The following is a 20,490-nucleotide window of genomic DNA, read 5'->3' on the forward strand; positions in this document are numbered from 1 at the left end:
GCCGGGCTCAGGTAGTGAGGGGCTGCTGGATGCTGTCGCCTCGGTTGTTGATCGCGATGTGGGTGCCGATGCGCCGGAAGTCGTTGATCACGCCGAACATGCTCTTGTCCGACGGCAGGAGGGCCGGGAGCGCGGCGTCCTGTGCCAGCTGGGCTCGGAGCATCTTTTTGTAGGCGTTGTAGACCCGCGCCGTGTAGCCGGGCTCGGTCGCCGCGTTCATCCGGTGGTCGTTGGTGACCGCGATCGAGGCGAGGTCCATGAGGTAGCAGTCGAACAGGTCCGTGACGTCCTTGGACTTCGCGTTGTCGACCCCGGTCGCCGCGTCCCGCGCGAGCACCTGGCCCATCTCCATGACGATCTCGCGGTACATCCGGTGCCTCGTGCTGCTGGGGAAGGCGGCCATGATGTGGTCGGCCTGCCCGGCGCCCTCCGTGCTCATCGTGCGCGGCGTCTTCAGATCGGACAGTCCGGGCACCGCCAGCGGCACTCCCCGGAACATCATCTCTTCGTCGGGGATGCCCGCGTTCTGGGAGGCCAGCGGATGCAGACCGATCTCATGGGCCAGCATGCCCATCACGTAGCCGATGTCGTACTTCTCGAAGTAGTAGCTGGCGAGTTCGATGTCGACGCCGTCCGCGCCCCGGTCCCGCACATTGGCCGGCGTCTCCGTGGTCCGCACCAGCAGGGTGATGCGGCACGGACGACCGTCGATGTAGCTCCGGATGGTCGCGTGCTTGCGCAGCAACTCGATGATGCGGACGGCCTTGTCGCGGTACCTGTCGTCCGTGAGCTTCAGGTTGGTGAACTCGAAGTTCCCCGACTTGAAGGGGACGAGGGTCGGCTCGACCGCAGCGGGCGTCGCGTTCGGGTCCGCGGGCATGTGGGGCGGGACCTCTGTGGCCGTGGGGTCGGTGCGGTCGTCCGGTTGGGGCAGGGAGACCGGGTCGACCCAGACGGACGCACGCGGGACCGGTGTGGCGCCCGTACGGGCGTCGTCCCAGGACTGCTCCGGGTGCTGCTCAGCAGCTGAGGTCACATCCCCGACGAGCGCGTGGAGCAGGTCCAGGTGCCGGCCGCGTAGACCGGAAGCCGCGAGGGAGGGATCCTCGGGGCCGGCGTTGAGGTCGCCGAGGAGGCTACCGGGGATGTGGGGGCGGTGCGGGGAGTCGGCGTCACGGTACTCGTCACGCAGGCCGAGCTGATGGGTCAGCTCATGGACGAGGTGTACGGGGTCGGCGTCCTCCCACCACGTGTTCTGGTCCATGGCCCGGTCCCGGCCCGCCAGGTCCACGGTCAGGTGGGGGGCATCGGCAGGGTCGACGTACTCGACGGTTACGTGCAGCCGGTCGCCGTTGGGCAGGCGGTAGGCCCGGTCGTTCAGGAACTCACCAACCCCAGCGTCGAGTTGGCCGCGCACACGCGCGATCCGCCCGTCCGAACCGCGCATCGCGACACGGACCGTGAGGTCGGTGACAGGCTCGCCCCGGTACGAGAACCGCCGGGCATCGAAGCCCGAACGCACCACGAACCGGGGCCGGTTGTCGCGCCGCGCCTTGGACGGCGGCACGGCCGACGGGCTCTCGGGCGCACTGTCCGAGCCGTGCTGCGGCAGGCGCGGCCTGGCCTCCGCCGTGCTGGTGCTCTGTTCCGGCGCGACGGTCTGGATGCTGTCGCCCTTGTTGGTGAACGTGAAGCTGGCACCGAGGCCCAGGAAGTTGCCCGTGACCTTCCACCAGACCTTGTCCGGCGGCAACAGCGGCCGGACGGGGCTGTCCTCCGAGAGCTGGGCGGCGAACATCTCCTTGTACGCGTTGTAGACCTTCGCCGTGTTCCGGGGTTCCCAGGCGGCGTCCTTGCGTTTGTCGTTGGTGATGGCGATCGTCGCCAGGTCCATCAGGTAGCAGTCGATCAGGTCCGTGACGTCCTTGGCCTTGGCGCCGTCTTCCCCGTCCTGGGCGTCATCCACGAGGACCTGGGCCATCTTCGCGACGATGTCGCGGTACGTCCGGTGCCTTGTGCTGCTGGGGAAGGCAGCCATGATGTGGTCCGCCTGACCCGCGCCCTTGGTGTTCATCGTCCGCGGGCTCTTGAGGTCCGCCAGACCCGGCACGGTGAGGGGGACGTCCTCGAACATCGACTCCTCGTCCGGGATGCTCGTGTCCCGCGAGGCGAGGGGGTGGAGGCCGATCTCGTGGGCCAGCATCCCCATGATGTAGCCCATGTCGTACTTCTCGAAGTAATAGCTGGCCAGGTTGATCTGGACGCCCTCGTCGCCCAGGTCGGTGACGTCGGCCGGGGTTTCGGTCGTGCGCAGGTGGAGCGTGATGCGGCAGGGACGGTTGCCGATGTAGTCCCGGATCGTGTCGTGCTTCCGCAGCAGCTCGATGATCCGGATCGCCTTGTCGCGGTACTTCTCGTTCGTGTGCCTGAGGTTGGTGAACTCGAAGTTCCCCGACTTGAAGGGTGTGAGGGGTACGTCAGCCTGCGGCATGTGGGCCGGGACCTCGGTGGTGTCCGTGCCCTCGGCGGGCTGCGGCAAGGAGACCGGGTCGACCCAGACGGACGCGCGTGGGACCGGTGCCGTAGCCATGCGGGCGTCGTCCCAGGACTGCTCCGGGTGCTGCTCAGCAGCTGGGGTCACATCCCCGATGAGCACCCCCAGCAGGGCGAGGTGACGGCCACGCAGACCGGAAGCGGCGAGGGAGGAGTCCTCAGGGCGGGCGTTCAGGTCGCCCAGCAGGCTGCCCGGGATGTGGGGGCGGTGCGGGGAATCAGCGTCACGGTACTCGTCACGCAGGCCGAGCTGGTGGGTGAGTTCGTGGACCATGTGCACCGGGTCGGCGTCCGCCCACCACGTGTTCTGGTCCATCACCCGGTCCCGGCCCGCCAGGTCCACCGTCAAGTGCGGGTTCTCGGACGGGTCGACGTGCTCCACCGTCACATGCAGACGGTCACCGTTCGGCAGGCGGTACGCCGGATCGTTCAGGAACTGCCGTACACCCGCGTCGAGTTGGTCGCGAACGTGCGCGGCCTGTGCCTCCGTACCGCGCGGCGCGACCCGGACGGTGAGGTCGGTGACCTGCTCTCCCTGGTACGAGAAACGACGGGCGTCGAAGCCCGACCGCACCACGAATCGCGGGCGGCTGTCGCGCGGGGACGGGGAGGGCGGCGAGGCTTGCTGCGCGGGCGTCTCGGGGTGCTGCGGGAGCCGGGGCTGGGCCTCGTCCGTCGTGACGGGCTGCTGGATGCTGTCACCGCGGTTGTTGGTCGCAAGGCTGGTGGCGAGCTGGGCGAAGTCCCGCACGACGCCGAACAGGCCCTTGTCGGCGGGCAGCAGGGGGCGGGCGGGACTGTCTTCGGCCATGTGCTCGGCGAGCAGGGCCTTGTAGGCGTTGTAGACCTTGGCGGTGTTGCCGGGCTCCTTTGCCGCGTTCATCCGGTAGTCGCTGGTGATGGCGATCGAGGCGACGTCCATCAGGTAGCAGTCGATCAGGTCCGTGACGTCCTTGGCCTTGGCTCCCTCCACGCCGTCCCGCGCGGCGTCGGCCAGCATGTCGGCCATCTTCAGGACGATGTCCCGGTAGATCCGGTGCCGGGTGCTGCTGGTGAAGGCGGCCATGATGTGGTCGGCCTGCCCGGCGCCCTCCGTGCTCATCGTGCGCGGCGTCTTCAGTTCCGACAGGCCCGGCACCGGCAGGGGGATACCCCGGAACATCGCCTCCTCGTCCGGGATGCTCGTGTCCCGCGAGGCCAGGGGATGCAGGCCGATCTCATGAGCCAGCATGCCCATGATGTGGCCGATGCCGTACTTCTCGAAGTAGTAGCTCGCCAGGTTGATGTCCACGCCGTCGTCGCCGCGGTCCGTCACATCAGCCGGAGTCTCCGTCGTGCGCAGGTGGAGCGTGATGCGGCAGGGGCGGTTGCCGATGTAGTCCCGGATCGTCGGGTGCTCCCTGAGCAGTTCGATGATCCGGACGGCCTTGTCGCGGTACTTCTCGTCGGTGTGCTTCAGGTTCGTGAACTCGAAGCTGCCCGACTTGAACGGTGTCAGGGTCGCGGCCTGCGGCATGTGGGCCGGGACTTCGGTGGTTGCTGTGCCGTTGGCCGGTCGGGGCAGGGAGACCGGGTCGACCCAGACTGACTCGCGGGTGATCGGTGTGGTGGCGGTGCGAGCCGCTTCCCAGGTCTGCTCGCCGTTCTGCTGAGGCTCTGGGGTCACGTTCCCGATGAGCGCCCCCAGCAGGGCGAGGTGACGGCCACGCAGACCGGAAGCGGCGAGGGAGGAGTCCTCGGGGCGGGCGTTCAGGTCGCCAAGCAGGCTGCCCGGGATGTGGGGGCGGTGGGGGGAATCGGCGTCACGGTACTCGTCGCGTAGGCCGAGCTGATGGGTCAGCTCATGGACCAGGTGTACGGGGTCGGCGTCCGCCCACCACGTGTTCTGATCCATCGCCCGGTCCCGGCCCGCCAGGTCCACCGTCAAGTGCGGGTTGTCGGACGGGTCGACGTGCTCGACGGTCACATGCAGACGGTCACCGTTCGGCAGACGGTACGCCGGATCGTTCAGGAACTGCCGTACGCCCGCGTCGAGTTGGTCGCGAACGTGCGCGGCCTGTGCCTCCGTACCGCGCAGCGCGACCCGGACGGTGAGGTCGGTGACCTGCTCTCCCTGGTACGAGAAACGACGGGCGTCGAAGCCCGACCGGACCACGAAACGCGGACGGCTGTCACGCGGGCCCCTCGGCCTCGGTGTGCTCGACGACGGCTCCGTGTCGGAGCTGGGCTGGGGAAGCCGGGGGCCGACTGTCTGGATGCTGTCGCCCTGGTTGTTGAAGGTGAAGCTGGTGCCGAGGCCGAGGAAGTTGTTGGTGACGCCGAACATGCCCTTGTCCGCGGGCAGCAGCGGCCGTACCGGACTGTCCTCCGCCAACCGAGCGGCGAACATCTCCTTGTACGCGTTATAGACCTTCGCGGTATTACGAGGCTCCCAAGCCGCGCTCTTACGGTTGTCGTTGGTGACGGCGATCGTCGCCAGGTCCATCAAGTAGCAGTCGATCAGATCCGTGACGTCCTTGGGCTTGGCGCCCTCTTCCCCCGACTGAGCCTCTTCCGCCAGAACATGGGCCATCCTCAGGACAATGTCCCGGTAGATCCCGTGACGGGTGCTGCTGGTGAAAGCAGCCATGATGTGGTCCGCCTGTCCCGCGCCCTTGGTACTCATACTGCGCGGCGTCTTCAAGTCCGACAGGCCCGGCACCGGAAGCGGGACATCCTCGAACATGGACTCCTCAACAGGGATGTCCGTCCTTCGCGAGGCGAGAGGGTGGAGGCCGATCTCGTGGGCCAGCATGCCCATGATGTAGCCGATGCCGTACTTCTCGAAGTAGTAGCTCGCCAGGTTGATGTCCACGCCGTCGTCGCCGCGGTCCGTCACATCAGCCGGAGTCTCCGTCGTGCGCAGGTGGAGCATGATGCGGCAGGGGCGGTTGCCGATGTAGTCCCGGATCGTGTCGTGCTTGCGGAGCAGTTCGATGATCCGGATCGCCTTGTCGCGGTACTTCTCGTTCGTGTGCTTCAAATTCGTGAACTCGAAATTCCCCGACCTGAAAGGCGTGACTGTCGCATCCGGGTCCGCCGGCATGTGCGCCGGGACTTCCTCGCTCGTCGTGCCCTCGGCCGGCTGCGGCAAGGAGACCGGGTCCACCCACACCGACTCGCGGAGGACCGGTGTGGTGGCGGTACGCGCCGCGTCCCAGCTCTGCTCCGTGTCCTGGTCAGGCGCCGGAGTCACATCCCCGATCAGGGCGCCGAGCAGCGCCAGATGCCTGCCACGCAGACCGGAAGCTGCGAGAGAGGCGTCCTCGGGGGCAGCGTTCAGGTCGCCCAGCAGGCTGCCCGGGATGTGGGGGCGGTGCGGGGAGTCGGCGTCACGGTACTCGTCGCGTAGGCCGAGCTGGTGGGTGAGTTCGTGGACCATGTGCACCGGGTCGGCGTCCGACCACCACGTGTTCTGGTCCATGGCCCGGTCCCGGCCCGCCAGGTCCACCGTCAAGTGCGGGTTCTCGGACGGGTCGACGTGCTCGACGGTCACATGCAGACGGTCACCGTTCGGCAGGCGGTACTCGGGGGCGTTCAGGAAGTCACGTACACCTGCGTCGAGTTGGTCGCGGACGTGGGCGGTCTGACCCTCCGGACCCCGGATCGCCAGCCGTACCGTGAGGTCGGTGACCGGCTCCCCCTGGTACGAGAACCGACGGGTGTCGAAGCCCGACCGCACCACGAAACGGGGGCGGTTGTCCCGCGAGCCCCGTGGGGTGGGGATGGTCGCCCTCGGTGGTTCGGCGGACGGGTTCTGGGGCAGCCGCGGGCCCACCGCTTCCGGGCTCGGCGCCGCGTTGTCCGGGGCGGCGTCCGTGTCCATCGCGGCGTCCGTGTCCGTTGCCTCGCCGCCGGACTCGTACTCGGAGGAGGACGCGTCGGGGTTCTGCGGGGCCCCCGTGCCTGTCCTGTCGCCGTTGAGTACGCCGTTCTCGTCGAGGGTCGCGCCGATGCTTCCCGCGTTGTCCCGGATGTGGTTCCACAGCTCCGTCCGCTGCTGCATCCACTGCGGCATGCGCCAGCCGGGGAAGAAGGTTCCGTGGGTCCCGGACGCCTGCACCCGGTGGCCGAGGGGGCGCCCGATGTGCTCGTTGACCGCCTGGTAGGCGAGGTCGCAGGAGGCGCAGGCCATCTTGAACCCGCCGAGGTCGAGCATCTGCGGGTTGTTCGGGTCGCCGGGGTTGTTCTGCCAGTGCTCGACCCAGTGCCCGAGCAGGGTCAGCTCGCCGTGTTCGGAGCCGTACGACCCGAAGGCCGGGGTCGCGTCGCGGCCGCTGACGTTGAAGACGGTCGGGTTGGCCAACGCCCGCTTGACGAGGTCGAGTTCGGGTGAACCCGGGTGGTAGAGCCGGTACCAGCCGGTGGCCAGGGCCCGTAGCTTCGTACGGTCGCGCATCTCCCGTGCCATCGCGGGCCGCCTGCGGGCCAGCCAGCGTTCGTCGCGCCGCCACTGCTGCTGGTCCGCCGTCAGGCGCTGGCGGTCCTGCCGGAGGGCCTCCTCCTCGTTCGGGAGGTTGTCCCACTGCTGCTGCCGCTCGTCGTTCCAGGCGCCCGACTCGTACTGTTCGTCCAGCCGGGCCCCCAGGTCCGCCAACTCCTGTGCCCGCTGGTCGAGTTCCTGCTGTCGCCGGTCCAGCCGCGCCTGGCTCTGCCGGTGCTGCTCCTCGTCCCGGTTCCACTGCTCCAGCTTCCGCTGGCGCGGTGTGCCTGCCGCTTCCTGACCGGTGACGAACCAGCGCAGTTCCTGCTCCACCAGGGCGGCCTCGTCGCTGGTCAGCGCCTTCGCGCCGGTGTTGCCCGCGATGCCGAGGGAGCCGTCCGGCAGCAGGGCGACGGCGATGTGCGGGGTGACCTGGGCGTCCGCTTCCCGGTTCTCCTTGCGGAGGGCTTCCTTCACCAGGCGGGCCACCCGGTCCAGCATCCGCAGTGTCACCTCGCGGTCCCGCGCCGAGGTGCCGGTGGGGTGTGTCTGGGTGAACGGGCCGCCGGTACCGAGGCCGAGGGCCTCGCGCAGGTCGTCGTAGTCCTCGGTCGCGAGTCGGCCGCCCTGCTCCGCCTGGTCCAGGGCCTCGGGTACGCCGATGCCCGTGAGCTCGGTGAAGGCGCTGTCGAACGCCACGTCCGGGAAGCCGCCGAGGGCTGTGTTGCGCTGTCGCACCACGTCCAGCAGGGCGTCTACCCGCAGGTCGGGCTCGTTGAGGAGGTCGGCGAACCGAGTCGCGAACTCGGTCTCCGGGCCGGTGAGTACGGCAGCTTCCTCGGGCGCGGAGTCGTCGTCGGATTCGAGGTCCATCTCGACGTCCGAGTCCACGCCCGGCTGCCCCGTGTCGCCCGCGTCCCCCAGGTGCGGGGTGGGGCTGTTTCCGGACAGCGTGCTCAGGTCGAGCGCCTCCTCCTCGGCGGGGAGGCCGGCGAGGCTCGGGAGGTCGTTGCCCGTGGGGGACGGGGGCAGCGGGATGGTGGCCGGGTCCTGCTCGTCGTCCTGCCGCGGCTCGGGTGCCGGGGTGCGCAGGGTCAGGGGGACGAAGTCGCCGCCGCGGCGGCGGAGTCTCAGGTGGGGGCCCGCTTCGCCGGACGGTCCGGCGTAGGTGTGGGCGGTGCCGTCCTCCTCGATCAGGGTGACGGTGGCGCCGGTCGCGGAGGCGGCCCACTCGGCCACTGCGCGGTCGGCCGCCGGGCCCCAGGGGGCGTCTGCGAGGTGGCGGCGCAGGTGGCCGTCGCGGGCGTCCTGGCTCGGTGCGGGCGTACCGGGGAACCGGCGGAGTGGCGGGGGCGTGAAGAGCGAGTCGCGCTCGGTCGGGGCGCCGGGGAGGCCGTTCAGGCGCATCAGGCGCTTGGGCGGGGCTCCGGCGCGGCTGCGCAGTCGGGTTGCCTCGTGGCTGTCCAGGCCCGGCTGGTCGGCGGCGTGGTGCAGGGCCGTGGAGAGCGCGGCGAAGAAGCCGTTGCCGCGGCCGGTGGGGGTGCCCTGGGTGTACGTGGCGCCGTCGGGAGCGGTGAGGATGCCGTCGCGGTCGAGGCGGTAGCGGGGGCCGCTGCTGTCGGCGGGCGGCATCCAGGGCGGGGTGGCATGGCTGCGGTGCGCCGGCGGCTTCGCGGACTGCTGCTGCGAGGTGGGTCCGGTCGTCGTCCCGGCGGTCGTGGTGGCGCCGGCCGGGGCCGGGAGCGGGGTGGCGACGGGGAGTGGGGTGCCGGGCGGAAGCGCGGCGTGGAAGAAGCCGTCGGCGGCGAACAGGACCGGATCGGTGACCGGGTCGACGGCGGCCGGATCGGTGCCGTGCGGGAGGAAGAGCTGGTCGCGGCCCTCGCCGGTCACCACGGTGAGGGGGGTGCCCAGGACCCGGGCGGCGAGGGCGGGCAGCAGGTCTGCGCCGCCGTGGTCGCCTGCGCGGCGCTCGGGCGGGGCCGGTTCGCCGTCGGGTTGCCCGGTGCCGTCGTCCTGACGCGGCTCGCTCGTGAACGGGCGGAGCATGGCCGCGGTGGCCAGCGCCACGCGTTGCGCGGGAGTCGGCCAGACGGTCTGCGGGAGCCGGCCGAGTGCATCGAACTCGGCCTGCTGGGCGGGGCTCAACCGCACGCCCGCGAAGTCGAGTTCGCCCTGGGTGAAGGAGTCCGCGGCGTCCAGGGCGAGGCCGTCGAGCAGGTCCGCGTTGCTGTCCTCGCCCAGGGCCCAGGCGAGGCGGTTGCGGGCGGCGCGGACGGCCCGCTCGGTGACCGCCGGGTCGCCGGGGGCGGCGGTGAACCGGCCGGCGAGGTCGGTGCCGAGCAGGTGGGGCAGCCGCCCGCGGTCGTGGGCGGCGGCGAGCAGTGCGTGGAAGAAGGAGGCGCCGTCGTGCGGCATCTCGTGCACCTCGCGCACGGTGGTGCCGTCCGGCGAGGTGAGAGTGCGCGGGGTGGAGTCGGTGCCGTCGGTGACGGTGTACGGCTCGGGCGCCTCGGAGCGCCAGTCCGGCGCGGTGTACTCCTGCTGCCGGTCCGGCACCGGGACCGAGGCCGAACCCTGGTGGTGGGCGGTGCGGCGGGAGGCTGCGAGGTGCAGCCGGTGGTGGTCCGCGGCGGCGGCGTCGGTGCGCTGTTCCCAGCGGCGGACCTCCTCGCGGGCGGCCTGCCAGGCGGCGACGGCCGGGGACTGGGCCATGGCCTGCGGCAGGACGGTCGGCCGGTCGGGGTGGTCGTCGCCGAGCGCGGCCTGCTCCTGCGGGTTCAGGTCGAGCCATGTCTCGCGGGCCCGGGCGCGGGCGTCGTAGTAGCCCTTCTCGGCCGCGGCGAGGTCGCCTGCCGCGCCCGCCAGGTCGTCCCAGGCGCTGCTGACCTCGTCGGGGAACGTGCTGTCGTCCAGGAGGCCGTAGTCGCGGGCGATGTCCTCGCGCAGCCAGACCAGGGCGGTGGTCTCGGCCTCGGCGGCCCGGGCTCCGCGCTTGGCCTTGCCGAGCGCGTGCAGCGGGCGGCTGTCGGTGATGCGGTGGTCCACCTCGGCCACGGACAGCCAGCTCACCGGCAGCGCGAAGAGCATGGAGCGGTCGGTGACGACCTTGAGGTGGGTGCCGAGGGTGGTGTCGACGGTGCCTTTGAGGGCGGTGCCGTCGTTCGCGCCGCCGATCGGGATCGCGGCGCCCGGGTTGGTGACGCCCGCGTTGCTGTTGCCGGCCAGCGGCGCTGTGCCGACCACGCCCTCGACGTTGTCGGTGATGCCGGCCTCCAGCGCGTCGGAGGTCTTCGCGCGCTGCATGGCCTCCATGCGCGGCTTGTTCTCCACGGTGAGCAGCCGGGCGCCGCGGCGGTGCATCTTCGCGTAGAGGCGGGAGTCGGCGGTGTGGGACTGGCCGAAGAGACGGGCGGAGGCCTGGGTGGGCAGCGACGAGCCGTTCGCGCCGAGCGCCTCCCGGAAGCCGGCGGTCAGGCCGACCTGTGTGGTGGCCTCCTGCTGGGCCTGGGCGGGGGCGGTGCCGAGGCCGGTGAGCGGGGTGAGGCGGGCCATGCGGACGCGTTCGCTGAGCGTCCTGCCGGAGTGCCGTTTGCCGAGGTCGCTGTCGCCGAGGCCGTCGGCGCGGGCGGTGGCCAGGGTCAGGGCGTCCTGCACGTTGGCCGCGCCACGGATGTCCACGGCGAGGATGCCGGAGCCGATCCGGTCGTCGAAGGGCAGTACCTCCGAGTCGTCGGTGTCGCCGCTGCGCCAGGCGGCGATGCCGTCCGGGCGTGCCTGATCGGCCGTCAGCATCCGTACCGCGCGCTCGGGTTCCGGCACGTTCTGCTCGGTGAGTGCGCCGTCGGCGCCGTCGCCGTCCGGGGTGAGCAGGCTCGCCGGGAGGATCTCGTTGAGGCTGCCGACCGGGGCGACGGCACGAGGGGAGAGCGGTTCGCCGGTCGCGTCCGTCATGGCGACCGTCAGGGTGTAGCTGGTGACGATCTCGGCGTGCGCCTGGGTGGTGGCGATGTTCGGCATCGAGGTACTGCCGGCGGTCTCGGTGCGGGTGCTCGACCGCTGCTTGGCCGCGGTGCCCTGGAGCGAGGGGTTGGCGAGGAGGACACCGCTGTCGACGGCGCGCTGGCCGACGCCGAGCGTCACGTCGGCGCCGCGGTCCTGGGAGGAGCCGTCGGCATCGTCGCGGGCGGTGGTGCGGTAGTCCTCCAACTCGAAGCCGGTGCGCAGCCGCTCCACGGTGGTGGTGACCGGCGTCAGCTTGAACCGGACCTGTCCGGGGCTGCCGCCGACCGGCAGCCGCAGCGGGCTGGACCAGGCGCGGTAGCGGACCGGCAGGGTCATCCCGTCGGTCGTCAGCTCGTGCAGGTTGGCGCGCAGGAAGTCCGGGGAGAGCCGCTGGAGGACCTGCTCGCGGTCGTGGGAGGGCACTCCGATCTTCTCCAGCCGCCCCATCAGCTGCTGCGCCGCGTGGCTCGCGTCGAGTTGGCCACTGGGGTGGGTGGGGAAGCGGCGGCCGCGCAGGAAGCCGGGCAGCCGGTAGCCGCCGCCGAGGTTGTGCGGGGTGGTGGTGCCCAGGCCGTCCGGGGCGAGTCCGGCCTCGATGGCGTCCTGCATCGGCAGATGGAACATCACGGCGTCACGGACGCGCTGGAGCGCGGCGGCGGCCCGGCGCGGGGCGAGGCCGCGTCCGAGGCGCTCGGAGAGCCGGCCGGCGGCGGAGCTGATCCGGTCCCCGGCGCGGGTGCCGATCGCGCCCATCGCGGCCGTCCACCGGTCCCGTACGGCGACGGTCTCGGCGGCGTCGGCGACCACCAGGTACATGCGCCCGGCGAAGGTGAGGGTGGTGTTGCGTCCCCGGGTGAGGGTCTGCGAGACGCTGCGGCCCTTGCCCCAGGCGTATTGGAGGGCGGTCGAGTAGGACCCGACCACCGCCGGTTGGCCCGGGGCCTGCTGGAGCGGCATGTCGGCGCCCTGGACGCCGAGGGTGGTGCGTGAGGTGGTGCTTACGCTGCCGGCGACGCGGTGCTCGTTGCCGATGGTGGCTTCGAGGCTGGCGGGCTTCGGGTCGCTCTTGACGCGCAGGTTGTGCAGTTCGCCGCGGACGGCGGCCTTCAGGTAGTGGGTCTGGAACGGTCCGGCACCGTTGAGTCCGGTGATGCGGGAGCCGAACGGGCCCAGGTACTGGCCGAGTTGGCCGGCCACGTTGAGGTTGGCCATGGCCCGGCGCAGGGCGGTGCGCACCGGGGCGCCGGGTGCGCTGACGTGCCAGGAGGTGCCCGAGGCGCGGTCGGCGGTGTCCTGCATGAGCTGCTGGCGCTGCGGGCCGCCCTCGGCGCTGAGCACCACGTGCGGGGCGCTCAGCAGCTTCCGGGTGAGTTGTCGTTCGGCCGATTCCGTCCTCGGCAGCGGGCGGGTGCCGTCGAGGAGCTGGTCGGCCTCGACGGCGGAGAGCCGCTGCGGTGCGGGGGTGGTGGGCGCCGGTGCCGTCACCGGTCCGCCGGGCGGCGGGTCGGCGGGGCCGTGCCGTTCGGAGCCGTGTGCCACGGGCACGGCCAGCTCCACTCGGCCCACGGTCTCGCTGCCCCGGTTGAACAGCGGGCGCTCCTCGACCTTGCTGACGAAGACGCCGGCGCCGAGCAGGCCGACCGAGGCGAGCCGGGCCCAGCCGCGCGGGCGGCGGTGGCCCTCGAAGGAGGCGCCCAGTTCCACCTGGTAGCTGTAGAGGTCGGCGCCGTTCTGGAACGTCAGGTGGTCGTGGGTGACCGCGACCGTGCTCCGGGTGGCCTTCTGGTCGGTCTTGGCGTAGCGGACGCCGACGGACACGTTGCCGGTCTGGCGCGGCACCCCGGCTTCGGGCGCCTTGTCGTGGTCGCGCGGCGAGATGCCCAGCTCCACACCGCTGGAGAGCGTGGTGGACGCCTGCTGCCCCTGGCCGGAGATCTCGGTGCCGATCACGGCGTTGCGCAGTGACCGTTCGCTCATGGTGGTCTCGAACCGCCGGTCGGAGAGCCGGGCCCGCAGGATCAGGGTGTGGTGGCCGCGGCTTACCTTGCCGTCCTCGGTGAGGGTGACCGGCACCCCGGTGGTGGTCAGGTCGTCCAGACTCTGCGCGAGGGTGGGCCGGTTGAGCGCCTCGCGCACCTGGCGGTCGTTGTGCAGCGCGGTCCGCATCCGCCCGTCGCCGTACCAGAACTTGGCCAGCCGCGGGTGCCGCAGCATCAGCGGCGGGACGAACAGCGACGGGTACGAGCGGTGCAGGGTGTCGAGAACGGTGTCCGCGAAGGCCCGCATGGGGTCCTGGGGGGCGGGCTGCCCGTTCTGGTTCTGCTGCTGGTTGGGTTGCTGGCCCGGCTGCTGGTTCTGCTGCCGGTTCTGTTGCTGGTCCGGCTGTCGGCTCTGGGGCTGGTTCTGCCCTTGGTTCGGTACGGCGTTCTGCGGGCGGTCGGGTCGGAAGCCCTCGGCGCGGACCTGGCCGCTGAGGTGGACCGGGTCCTCGCGGGTGAGGTACCACGGCACCGGCGGCTCGGCGTCCGGGTTCGGGCCGGTCTGCCCGGGCGTACGGCTGTCCCAGCCCGCGAGCCGGCGGGCGTCCTGGGTGGAGATCCAGTCCAGACTGACCACCCGGACCGGGCGGGCCGCGGACGGGGGTTCGCCGGCCTTGCGCACCATCAGGGTGCGCTCCACCCGGTAGAGCGCGACCGGGTGGTTGCGGACGCGGCCGGTGGTCTTGCGGGCGGCGTCGGTGCCCAGGTAGTGGCCGCGCCCGGTGCTGAGGTCCGCGCGGACCAGCGGGCCGCCCTGGAGACGTACGTCGGTCTCCGGGCCGATGAGGGTGTAGTTGGGGCCGGCGGTGACCTGGGCGCCGAAGCGGGTGTCGCGGGCGTGGCCGCGCTCGTTCTGATACGTGGTCTGGGTGAGGTCGCGCAGCTCCGCCTTGACCGACTCCGTGACCAGGGTGGCCCGGTGCGGGATCGACCGCTCGACGATCAGGTGCCCCAGCGGGTGCTGGCCGCTCCCCCGGGTCAGCTCGGGTCCGCTGACCGGTCCGGAGAACCGTCCGAACAGCGCGAGCAGCCGCCCCGGACGGACGTACGAGACCAGCGTGCGGTGCGCCGAACTGCCGGGCCGTGCACCGGAGATGGCCAGCGCCAGGTCCTCCGGCGGGTCCGTCAGGTGCAGTCCGGTGGTGTCGGTGATCCGCGGCTCGACCCCGTCCGGGAAGGTGAGCGTCTCCGGCGCCCGCCGGGGCCCCGCGAAAGGCACGGTGAAGTCGTCCGGCAGCCGCCAGCTGAGCCCGTCACGCATGGCGAACTCCGCGGAGTGCACCGGGCTGCGCCGCCAACTGGGGCTCGTGGGCGGCGAGTTGTCCGGGCCGGGGGTCTTCGGTGACGCCTCGGTGACCCGGTCCACGCGTACCCGGTAGTGGACGTCGTCCAGGTGCAGGTGTGAGCCCTCGTGGGCGCGGTGCTCGGTCTGGTGGTACGCCTGGGTGCCCTGCGTGTAGTCGGTCCTGCGGGTCCAGCCCAGCGAGACGCCGATCTTCAGCAGCCAGTTGAGCGGCGGGCCCATGCTCAGCGCGGCGGCGATCCGGCGCCCGTAACCGACGCTGCGCCCGCCGCCGGTACCGGCCTGGCCGCGCCGCATGGTGTCCAGCCGTACGGTGCCGCCGTTCACGTCGGAGAAGCGTTCCCACCGGTGGTACGGGATGGCCTCGACGGTCATCTCGTGGCCGACGCCGGACTTCTCCCGGCCCACGAAGCGTGCCCCGCGCGGGGCGGTGAAGGCGCCGGGCTGCTCGGTGAGCAGGCGCAGCAGTTCCGCCTCGTCGAACTGGTCGCGCAGTTTCTTCGGGAGTTGCCCGAGGATCTCCTGGGCAACCTGCTCGGGTGAACGCAGGGTGAGGACACCGGGGCCGGTGAAGAGCCCGGTCGGGACGCTCTGCGGGGTCGTCGCGTCCGTGGGAGGTTGCGGGCTGCCGCCGTGCGGATCGGCCTCCGGGCTGATCAGTACGGCGGGCAGGCGGCTGCCGTCCTCGAAGGTGACGGTGCGCGGGGCCGGGCCCGGCGGCCGGGCGTCCGGGCCGGTCAGCAGCCGGGCCGGGCGGTGCCGTTCGAGCTGGGTCTCCAGCGGCACCGGGTCGCCCCGGTCGGGGGTCTCGGGGTCGGGGCGGTCGAGGTCGGTGATCCCGCCCATGCCGCGCAGCCACTCGCTGAAGGGGTCGGAGCCGTCCGGCTCCTCGGTGGCCGGGTCCGGGGTGGTGGTGGCCGGGTCCGGTACGGGGGTGAGCGGGGCGTTGGCCGGGACCAGGGCGTCGTAGTGGTCGCTGCCGTTGTAGGCCAGGTGCAGGGTGCCGCCCTGTCCGCCCGGGTGGAGGGTCGTGACGAGGGTGTTCCCCGACGCCTGCGGGTCGCGCCCGACGAGCCGCAGGTCGAGGTCGAGGGTGTGCGCCAGCGCCTGCGGGAGCAGGTCGGCGAAGGGGGAGGACCACAGCTCCCTGAGTTCGGCCGCCTCGGCGATGAGCCCCTCGGTGCCCAGTCGTCGCGCGTCGGCGGGAGTGGGAGCCACGTGGGCGAGGTGCGGGTAGCCGCTGTCGCGCAGGATGCGCCGCCACTGGCGGGCGTCGCCGTCGGTGACGACCGACTGTGCGATCCGGTTCCAGCGCCCGGTGATCCGGCGCCGCGCGTCCGGGTCCCGCACTCCGGCGATGGCGGTCATCCGCAGGTCGTCCACCACGGCGAGCACCGGGTCCGGCATCGCCTCGGCCGCCGCGGTGACCAGTTCGGACCCGGTGATCCGCTCGCGCAGCATGCCGCGCAGCCCGGCGACGTTGCGCGCCGCCCACGCGGGCGGTAGGTCCTGGCTGCGCGCGCTGTCGAGCAGCGCCCGGAAGAGGCAGTCCCCGTCGCCCGGCGTGTCCAGCCGCCTGAACTGCGTGCCGTCCGCATGCACGGTGTCCGCAGGGCCGGTCGTGGTGGCGCCCTTGCTGTACAGGGCCAGGTCTTCGGCGAGGCTCTCCGGGCGGCTCGGCGTGGGCGCCAAGTCGGGTCTGCGACGGGCGAGTTCCGCGGTGTCCTCGGCGCTGAGGGCCAGCTCGGAGAGCGGCAGCGGGGTGTCGGAGAGCGACCAGGTGATCTGCGCGGACGGCGCATAGGCGAGACCACGCACGTCCTCCGGCGAGACCAGGGCGGTCGGCGGGAGCGCGGGCGGCGGCGGGGGCAGCAGCGCGTCGAGGGTGGTGTCGGGTCCGGCGGTGGACCGCAACTCGGCAGCGGCGCTCAGGAATTCGGTGTACTGCTCGACGGTGGGGCCGGCCGCCGGATCGACATCGGTACCGCCCCCGGCGCCGACCCGGTCGGTGACCATGCGGCGCAGCAGATCCGGGGTCATGCGGCCGTCGCCGTAGCGGCTCGCGGTGTCGGGGCTCAGCCAGCGCAGGCCGTCCACGTAGGCGAGACCGGCGAGCAACTCCCGGTTCTCCGGCCGCTGTTCGGCGTCCGTCCCGAGGGCGTCGCGCAACGTGCGGATCTGCTGGAGCGTACGGGCCCGGGCGAAGGCGTCGGCCGGTTCCGGGCCCGTGTGCAGGCCGGCGTCGCGCGCCGGCCCGTCGAGGTCGGCGCCGCCCGGCTCGGGGGTGAACAGCCGCCACCGGCCCGGCCCGTCCGGCCCCTCGGTGAGCACCGGGCGCACGTCGCCGTCCCGGTCCCGGGCCGTGCCCACCTCGGTGGTCGGCGCGTACACCGGCCGCCCGGTGCGGTTCGCCACGTGCTGCGCCACCGGCAGGCCCGCCACCTCAGGCTGTCGCCCCGTCTCGCAGGAGAACAGCACCAGCGGCCGGTCCTGATCGCCGTCCTGCGCCCAGGACTTGAGCACCTCGCCCAGCTGCACACCGCTGACCTTCACGGTGGGTCGCGCCGCGTCGTCGGTGCCGAGGGTGACGGTACGGGGGGTGCCGTGCCCGGCGAAGTAGTCGGCGCCCTGCTCGGTTCCCGAGCCGGGGAGGGCGGTCGGCGGGCCGGTGAACACGGTACGGGGCGGAGGCTGGACGGAGTTGCCCTCCGGGGCCGGCGGACCTGAGGTGGTGCGCACACCGCGGAAGGCGTCCTGGCCGAGCAGAGTCCGGCGTGCCGTCCCGTGCGCAGTTCCGTCCTCGGCGGGGCTCTGCGAGATGGTCAACGTCCGTACGGCACGCCCGGGTTGGGGCTTCACGGACGCGTCCGGCACCCAGCGCCGCAGCTGCTCGACGGGCACCGTGTGGCCGTCCAGGGTGGTGACGAACGGCTCGCCCGTGGGGCGCTTGGGCCCGTTCCCGTCGCCGGTGTCGCCGCTGTCGTCCACCGGTCGTACGACGAGCCGTCCGGGCGGTGGAGGCGCTACGGGGGGTGTCGCCGGGGTGTTGTCCGGCGTGGTGGGCGGGGGTGGGGGCGGCGGAGTGCCGTCGCCGCCCGGACCACGCCCGCCGCCGCCCGGGTCGGTGACTTGTCCGCCGCTTCCGTTGCCGTGGCCCGACTCCAGGTGCAGGTCGGTGGCCGGCTCGGTCCAGGGGCGGGACAGGGTGGCGAGTTTGGCCGCGGGGGGTTCGGTGGTGATGGTGGTGGTGATGGTGGTGACGACCTTGGAATCCGAGCCGACTCCGTTGCCGTGCAGGGGCGTTGTGGTCTCCGTGAGCACCTTCGCGGGCGGCGGTGCCGTGGTGGTGCTCACCGGGTTGCTGTCGGTCGTCGACGTGCTCAGGGTGGCGGGGCGGGATGCGGGTCCGAGGGCGTCGGCGAGGGGCAGCAGTACGTCCGCGCCGGGGAAGGCGGTCTCCGTGGTGACCGTGGCGGCGCCCGTGGCCTCCGTGGTGCCGTCCTCCGGCATGGCGGGCGGGGGGCCGGTGAGCGGGCGGACGCGGACCGGGGCGCCCGGCCCTTCGCGGGTCAGCTCGACGGCGGCGCGAACCGGACGCCCCGCCGCGTCGGGCGTGACCGCCGGCCCGAGCACCACGGCCCGGTCCGTCCCGGCCCCGTCCAGCAACGCGACGGCCTCCGGCGACCCCTCCCCCGACGGCGGCACCTCGGAGGAGACGACGATCGTCAGCGGCGGTGCCGTAGTTGCGCCGCTGATGCCGAGTGCGTCGCCCGTGTCGGCGTACGAGCCGGTGGTGCCCACCTTCGACGGAGCGGCGGTGAGGTCCGCGGGCAGGGTGGAGATGCGGCCTGTGGAGTCTGAAGTGACGGCGATTTCAGGTGAGTTGATGGTGTCCGGAGAGGGAGTGGGCTCCGGCGGCAAGGTGGTGTCCGGAGCAGAGGTGTTCTCCGTGGAGGAATAGGAGTCCGTGGAGGAATTGGAGTCCGTGGAAGAGGTGGACTCCTGGGAGGACGCGGACTCCTGGGAGGACGTGTCCCCCGTAGAAGATGTGTCCCCCGCCGGGGACGTGCTCTCCGGCGGCGGCGAGGTCTGCCGGGAGTCGTCTGTCGTCGTCTGCGAGGCGTCTGCCTGGGCCGCGCCGTCCGGGGTTCGGGGGGCGGCGGGGGCCGGGGCGCCTCCGCTGGTGGGGACGCCACCCGGCCGGCCGCCGGTGGCCGTGCCGGGCGCGTTTGCGTTGGTCGAGCCGTTGGAGGCGACGGAACCGCCGCTCCCCTGACCCGGCGCCGCAGCCGTACGGTCGTCCTGCCCGCCCACCTCGACGGAGGACGTGAGCGGGTCGTCCACCGTGACCGGCGTGCCGAAACCGTCGAGGGCGCGGCGGACCTGGTCGGCGTCGACCTGGGCGGCGGGGCCGTTCCCGGCGGGCACCACCCGGACCTCGGGCAGCTGCGACAGGTTGCTGTGCACGCTGTCGCGGACGCCGATCTCCGTGCTGCCGGGCGGTTCGGCGCCGCGCAGGGCTGCGATGTCGCGCAGTGCCTGCTCGCGGACCTCGGCGGGCCCGTTGTGGACCTGCTGCCACAGCGCGTTCTCGGCGGCGGTCACGGGCAGCGTGCCCGGGGAGTACGGGGGTGGGTCCAGGGTCGTGTACGGCGGCAGGTCCTCCGCGGTGTAGGGCGGAGGCGACTGACTGCCGGAGAAGTCGCCCTGTCCGGTGTTCTGTTGGGTGACGGACTGGGGCGAGGTCGACGAGGAGCCGACGCCGCCCGGGGTGTTCACGGTCGAGGGACCGCCCGTGCTGTCGGGGCCGTCACCGTTCTCGGAGCGGGAGGAGCCGGAGGACTCCCGCGTGTCGGAGTCGCCGGTGTCTGCGGTGTCGCCGGAGACGGTGGGCGGCTGGTTGCGCATCTTGTCGATGACGTGGCGCAGTTCGGCGCCGCTGTTCTGGGCGGTGTCGGTGAGGGTGGCCTCGACCTGGCTGCTGACGCCCGCGCCGACGAAGGTGGACCAGCTGGTGGACCAGTCCCCCTCGAAGGCGCCCTTGATCAGGATCTCCGCGACGGACTCCCCCGCGCCGGCGGCGAGGAAGTCGGCCGTCCCCTTGAGCCCGTAGTGCCCGGCCAGCGCGCCCGGCCGGTCGGCGTTGTTGCGCAGGAGCTGGTTGTTGCGCCACAGGTCGGGGTTGTTCCGGAAGGAGAGCGGGTCGTTGCGGAACGTCACCGGCGTGTTGTTGGTGAGGTTGGGCCCGTTCCCGTTGGGGTTCGGAGTGGGGTCGGGGCGGTTGTTCGGGCCCGGGCCGGGGTCGGGGTTCGGCTTGGGGTTGGGGCTGTTGTTCTTGAAGTCGAGGCCGGGCGTGTTCCGCAGGTTGGGGTTGGGGGTCGGCTTGAAGTCGAGGTCCGGCCCGTTCTTGAGGAAGTTGTTGTCGTAGCTCTTGACGATGTTCTTGGCGAAGTTGTCGAAGATGCTGGTGAAGAAGCCCGCGGCGGCGCCGAACGCGGCGGACTTGAGGATGTCGTTCCAGTCGAAGCCGTCGGGGCGGCGGCCGTCCGGGGCGAAGTTCATCATCGCCAGCCGGACCGCGAAGGTGGTGAACGCCTCGGCGAACGCCTCGGTCAGCGAGGGCGCTATGTGCAGCCGCTGGAGCAGGTGGGTGAGCGTGGTGAGGATCAGGAACCGGCTGCGCAGCTTGGCCATCATGATCTGGCTGGCCGAGGCGCCGCCGGTGAAGAAGGACATCGCCAGATAGATGGCGATCTCGATGAGCAGCCGGATGACCTCGGCGATCACCTGCCACTTGGACTCCATGATGTCCATGGAGGTCTTGCGCCGGCCCTCGGCGATCTTGTCGAGCTGCTCGGCGAAGTCGCGCAGGTAGTTCTTGCCGCCGTCGTCGATGAGCATGCCCATCGCCTTGGCGTACGACTTGGCCAGGTCGTCCGGCATGACCTCGGCGATGTCGTGGATCGACTTGTCGATCAGTGACGACATCCGGTCCAGCTTGCGGCCCAGCCCTGAGTAGGGCCGTCGGCTCTCGTAGGCGAGGTCCTCGTCGGCGTCGATGAGCTTCTCCCCGGTGAGGATGAAGATCATCGCGTTGACCTCGGGCGATGCCTGAATGCTCATCGGGG

The 20,490-nt window shown here is 72.0% G+C and carries 1 protein-coding gene; it reads right to left on the reverse strand.

Going from position 1 to position 20,490, the window contains the following annotated elements:
- Positions 1–7: 7 nt before the first annotated feature.
- Positions 8–20,485: a hypothetical protein gene (locus tag OG331_RS09025; protein WP_406193764.1), complete on the reverse strand. Its 20,478-nt coding sequence runs from the start codon at positions 20,483–20,485 to the stop codon at positions 8–10.
- Between the last annotated feature and the right edge of the window lie 5 nt (positions 20,486–20,490).

Source organism: Streptomyces sp. NBC_01017, from assembly GCF_045162795.1.
GTDB classification, from domain to species: domain Bacteria; phylum Actinomycetota; class Actinomycetes; order Streptomycetales; family Streptomycetaceae; genus Streptomyces; species Streptomyces machairae.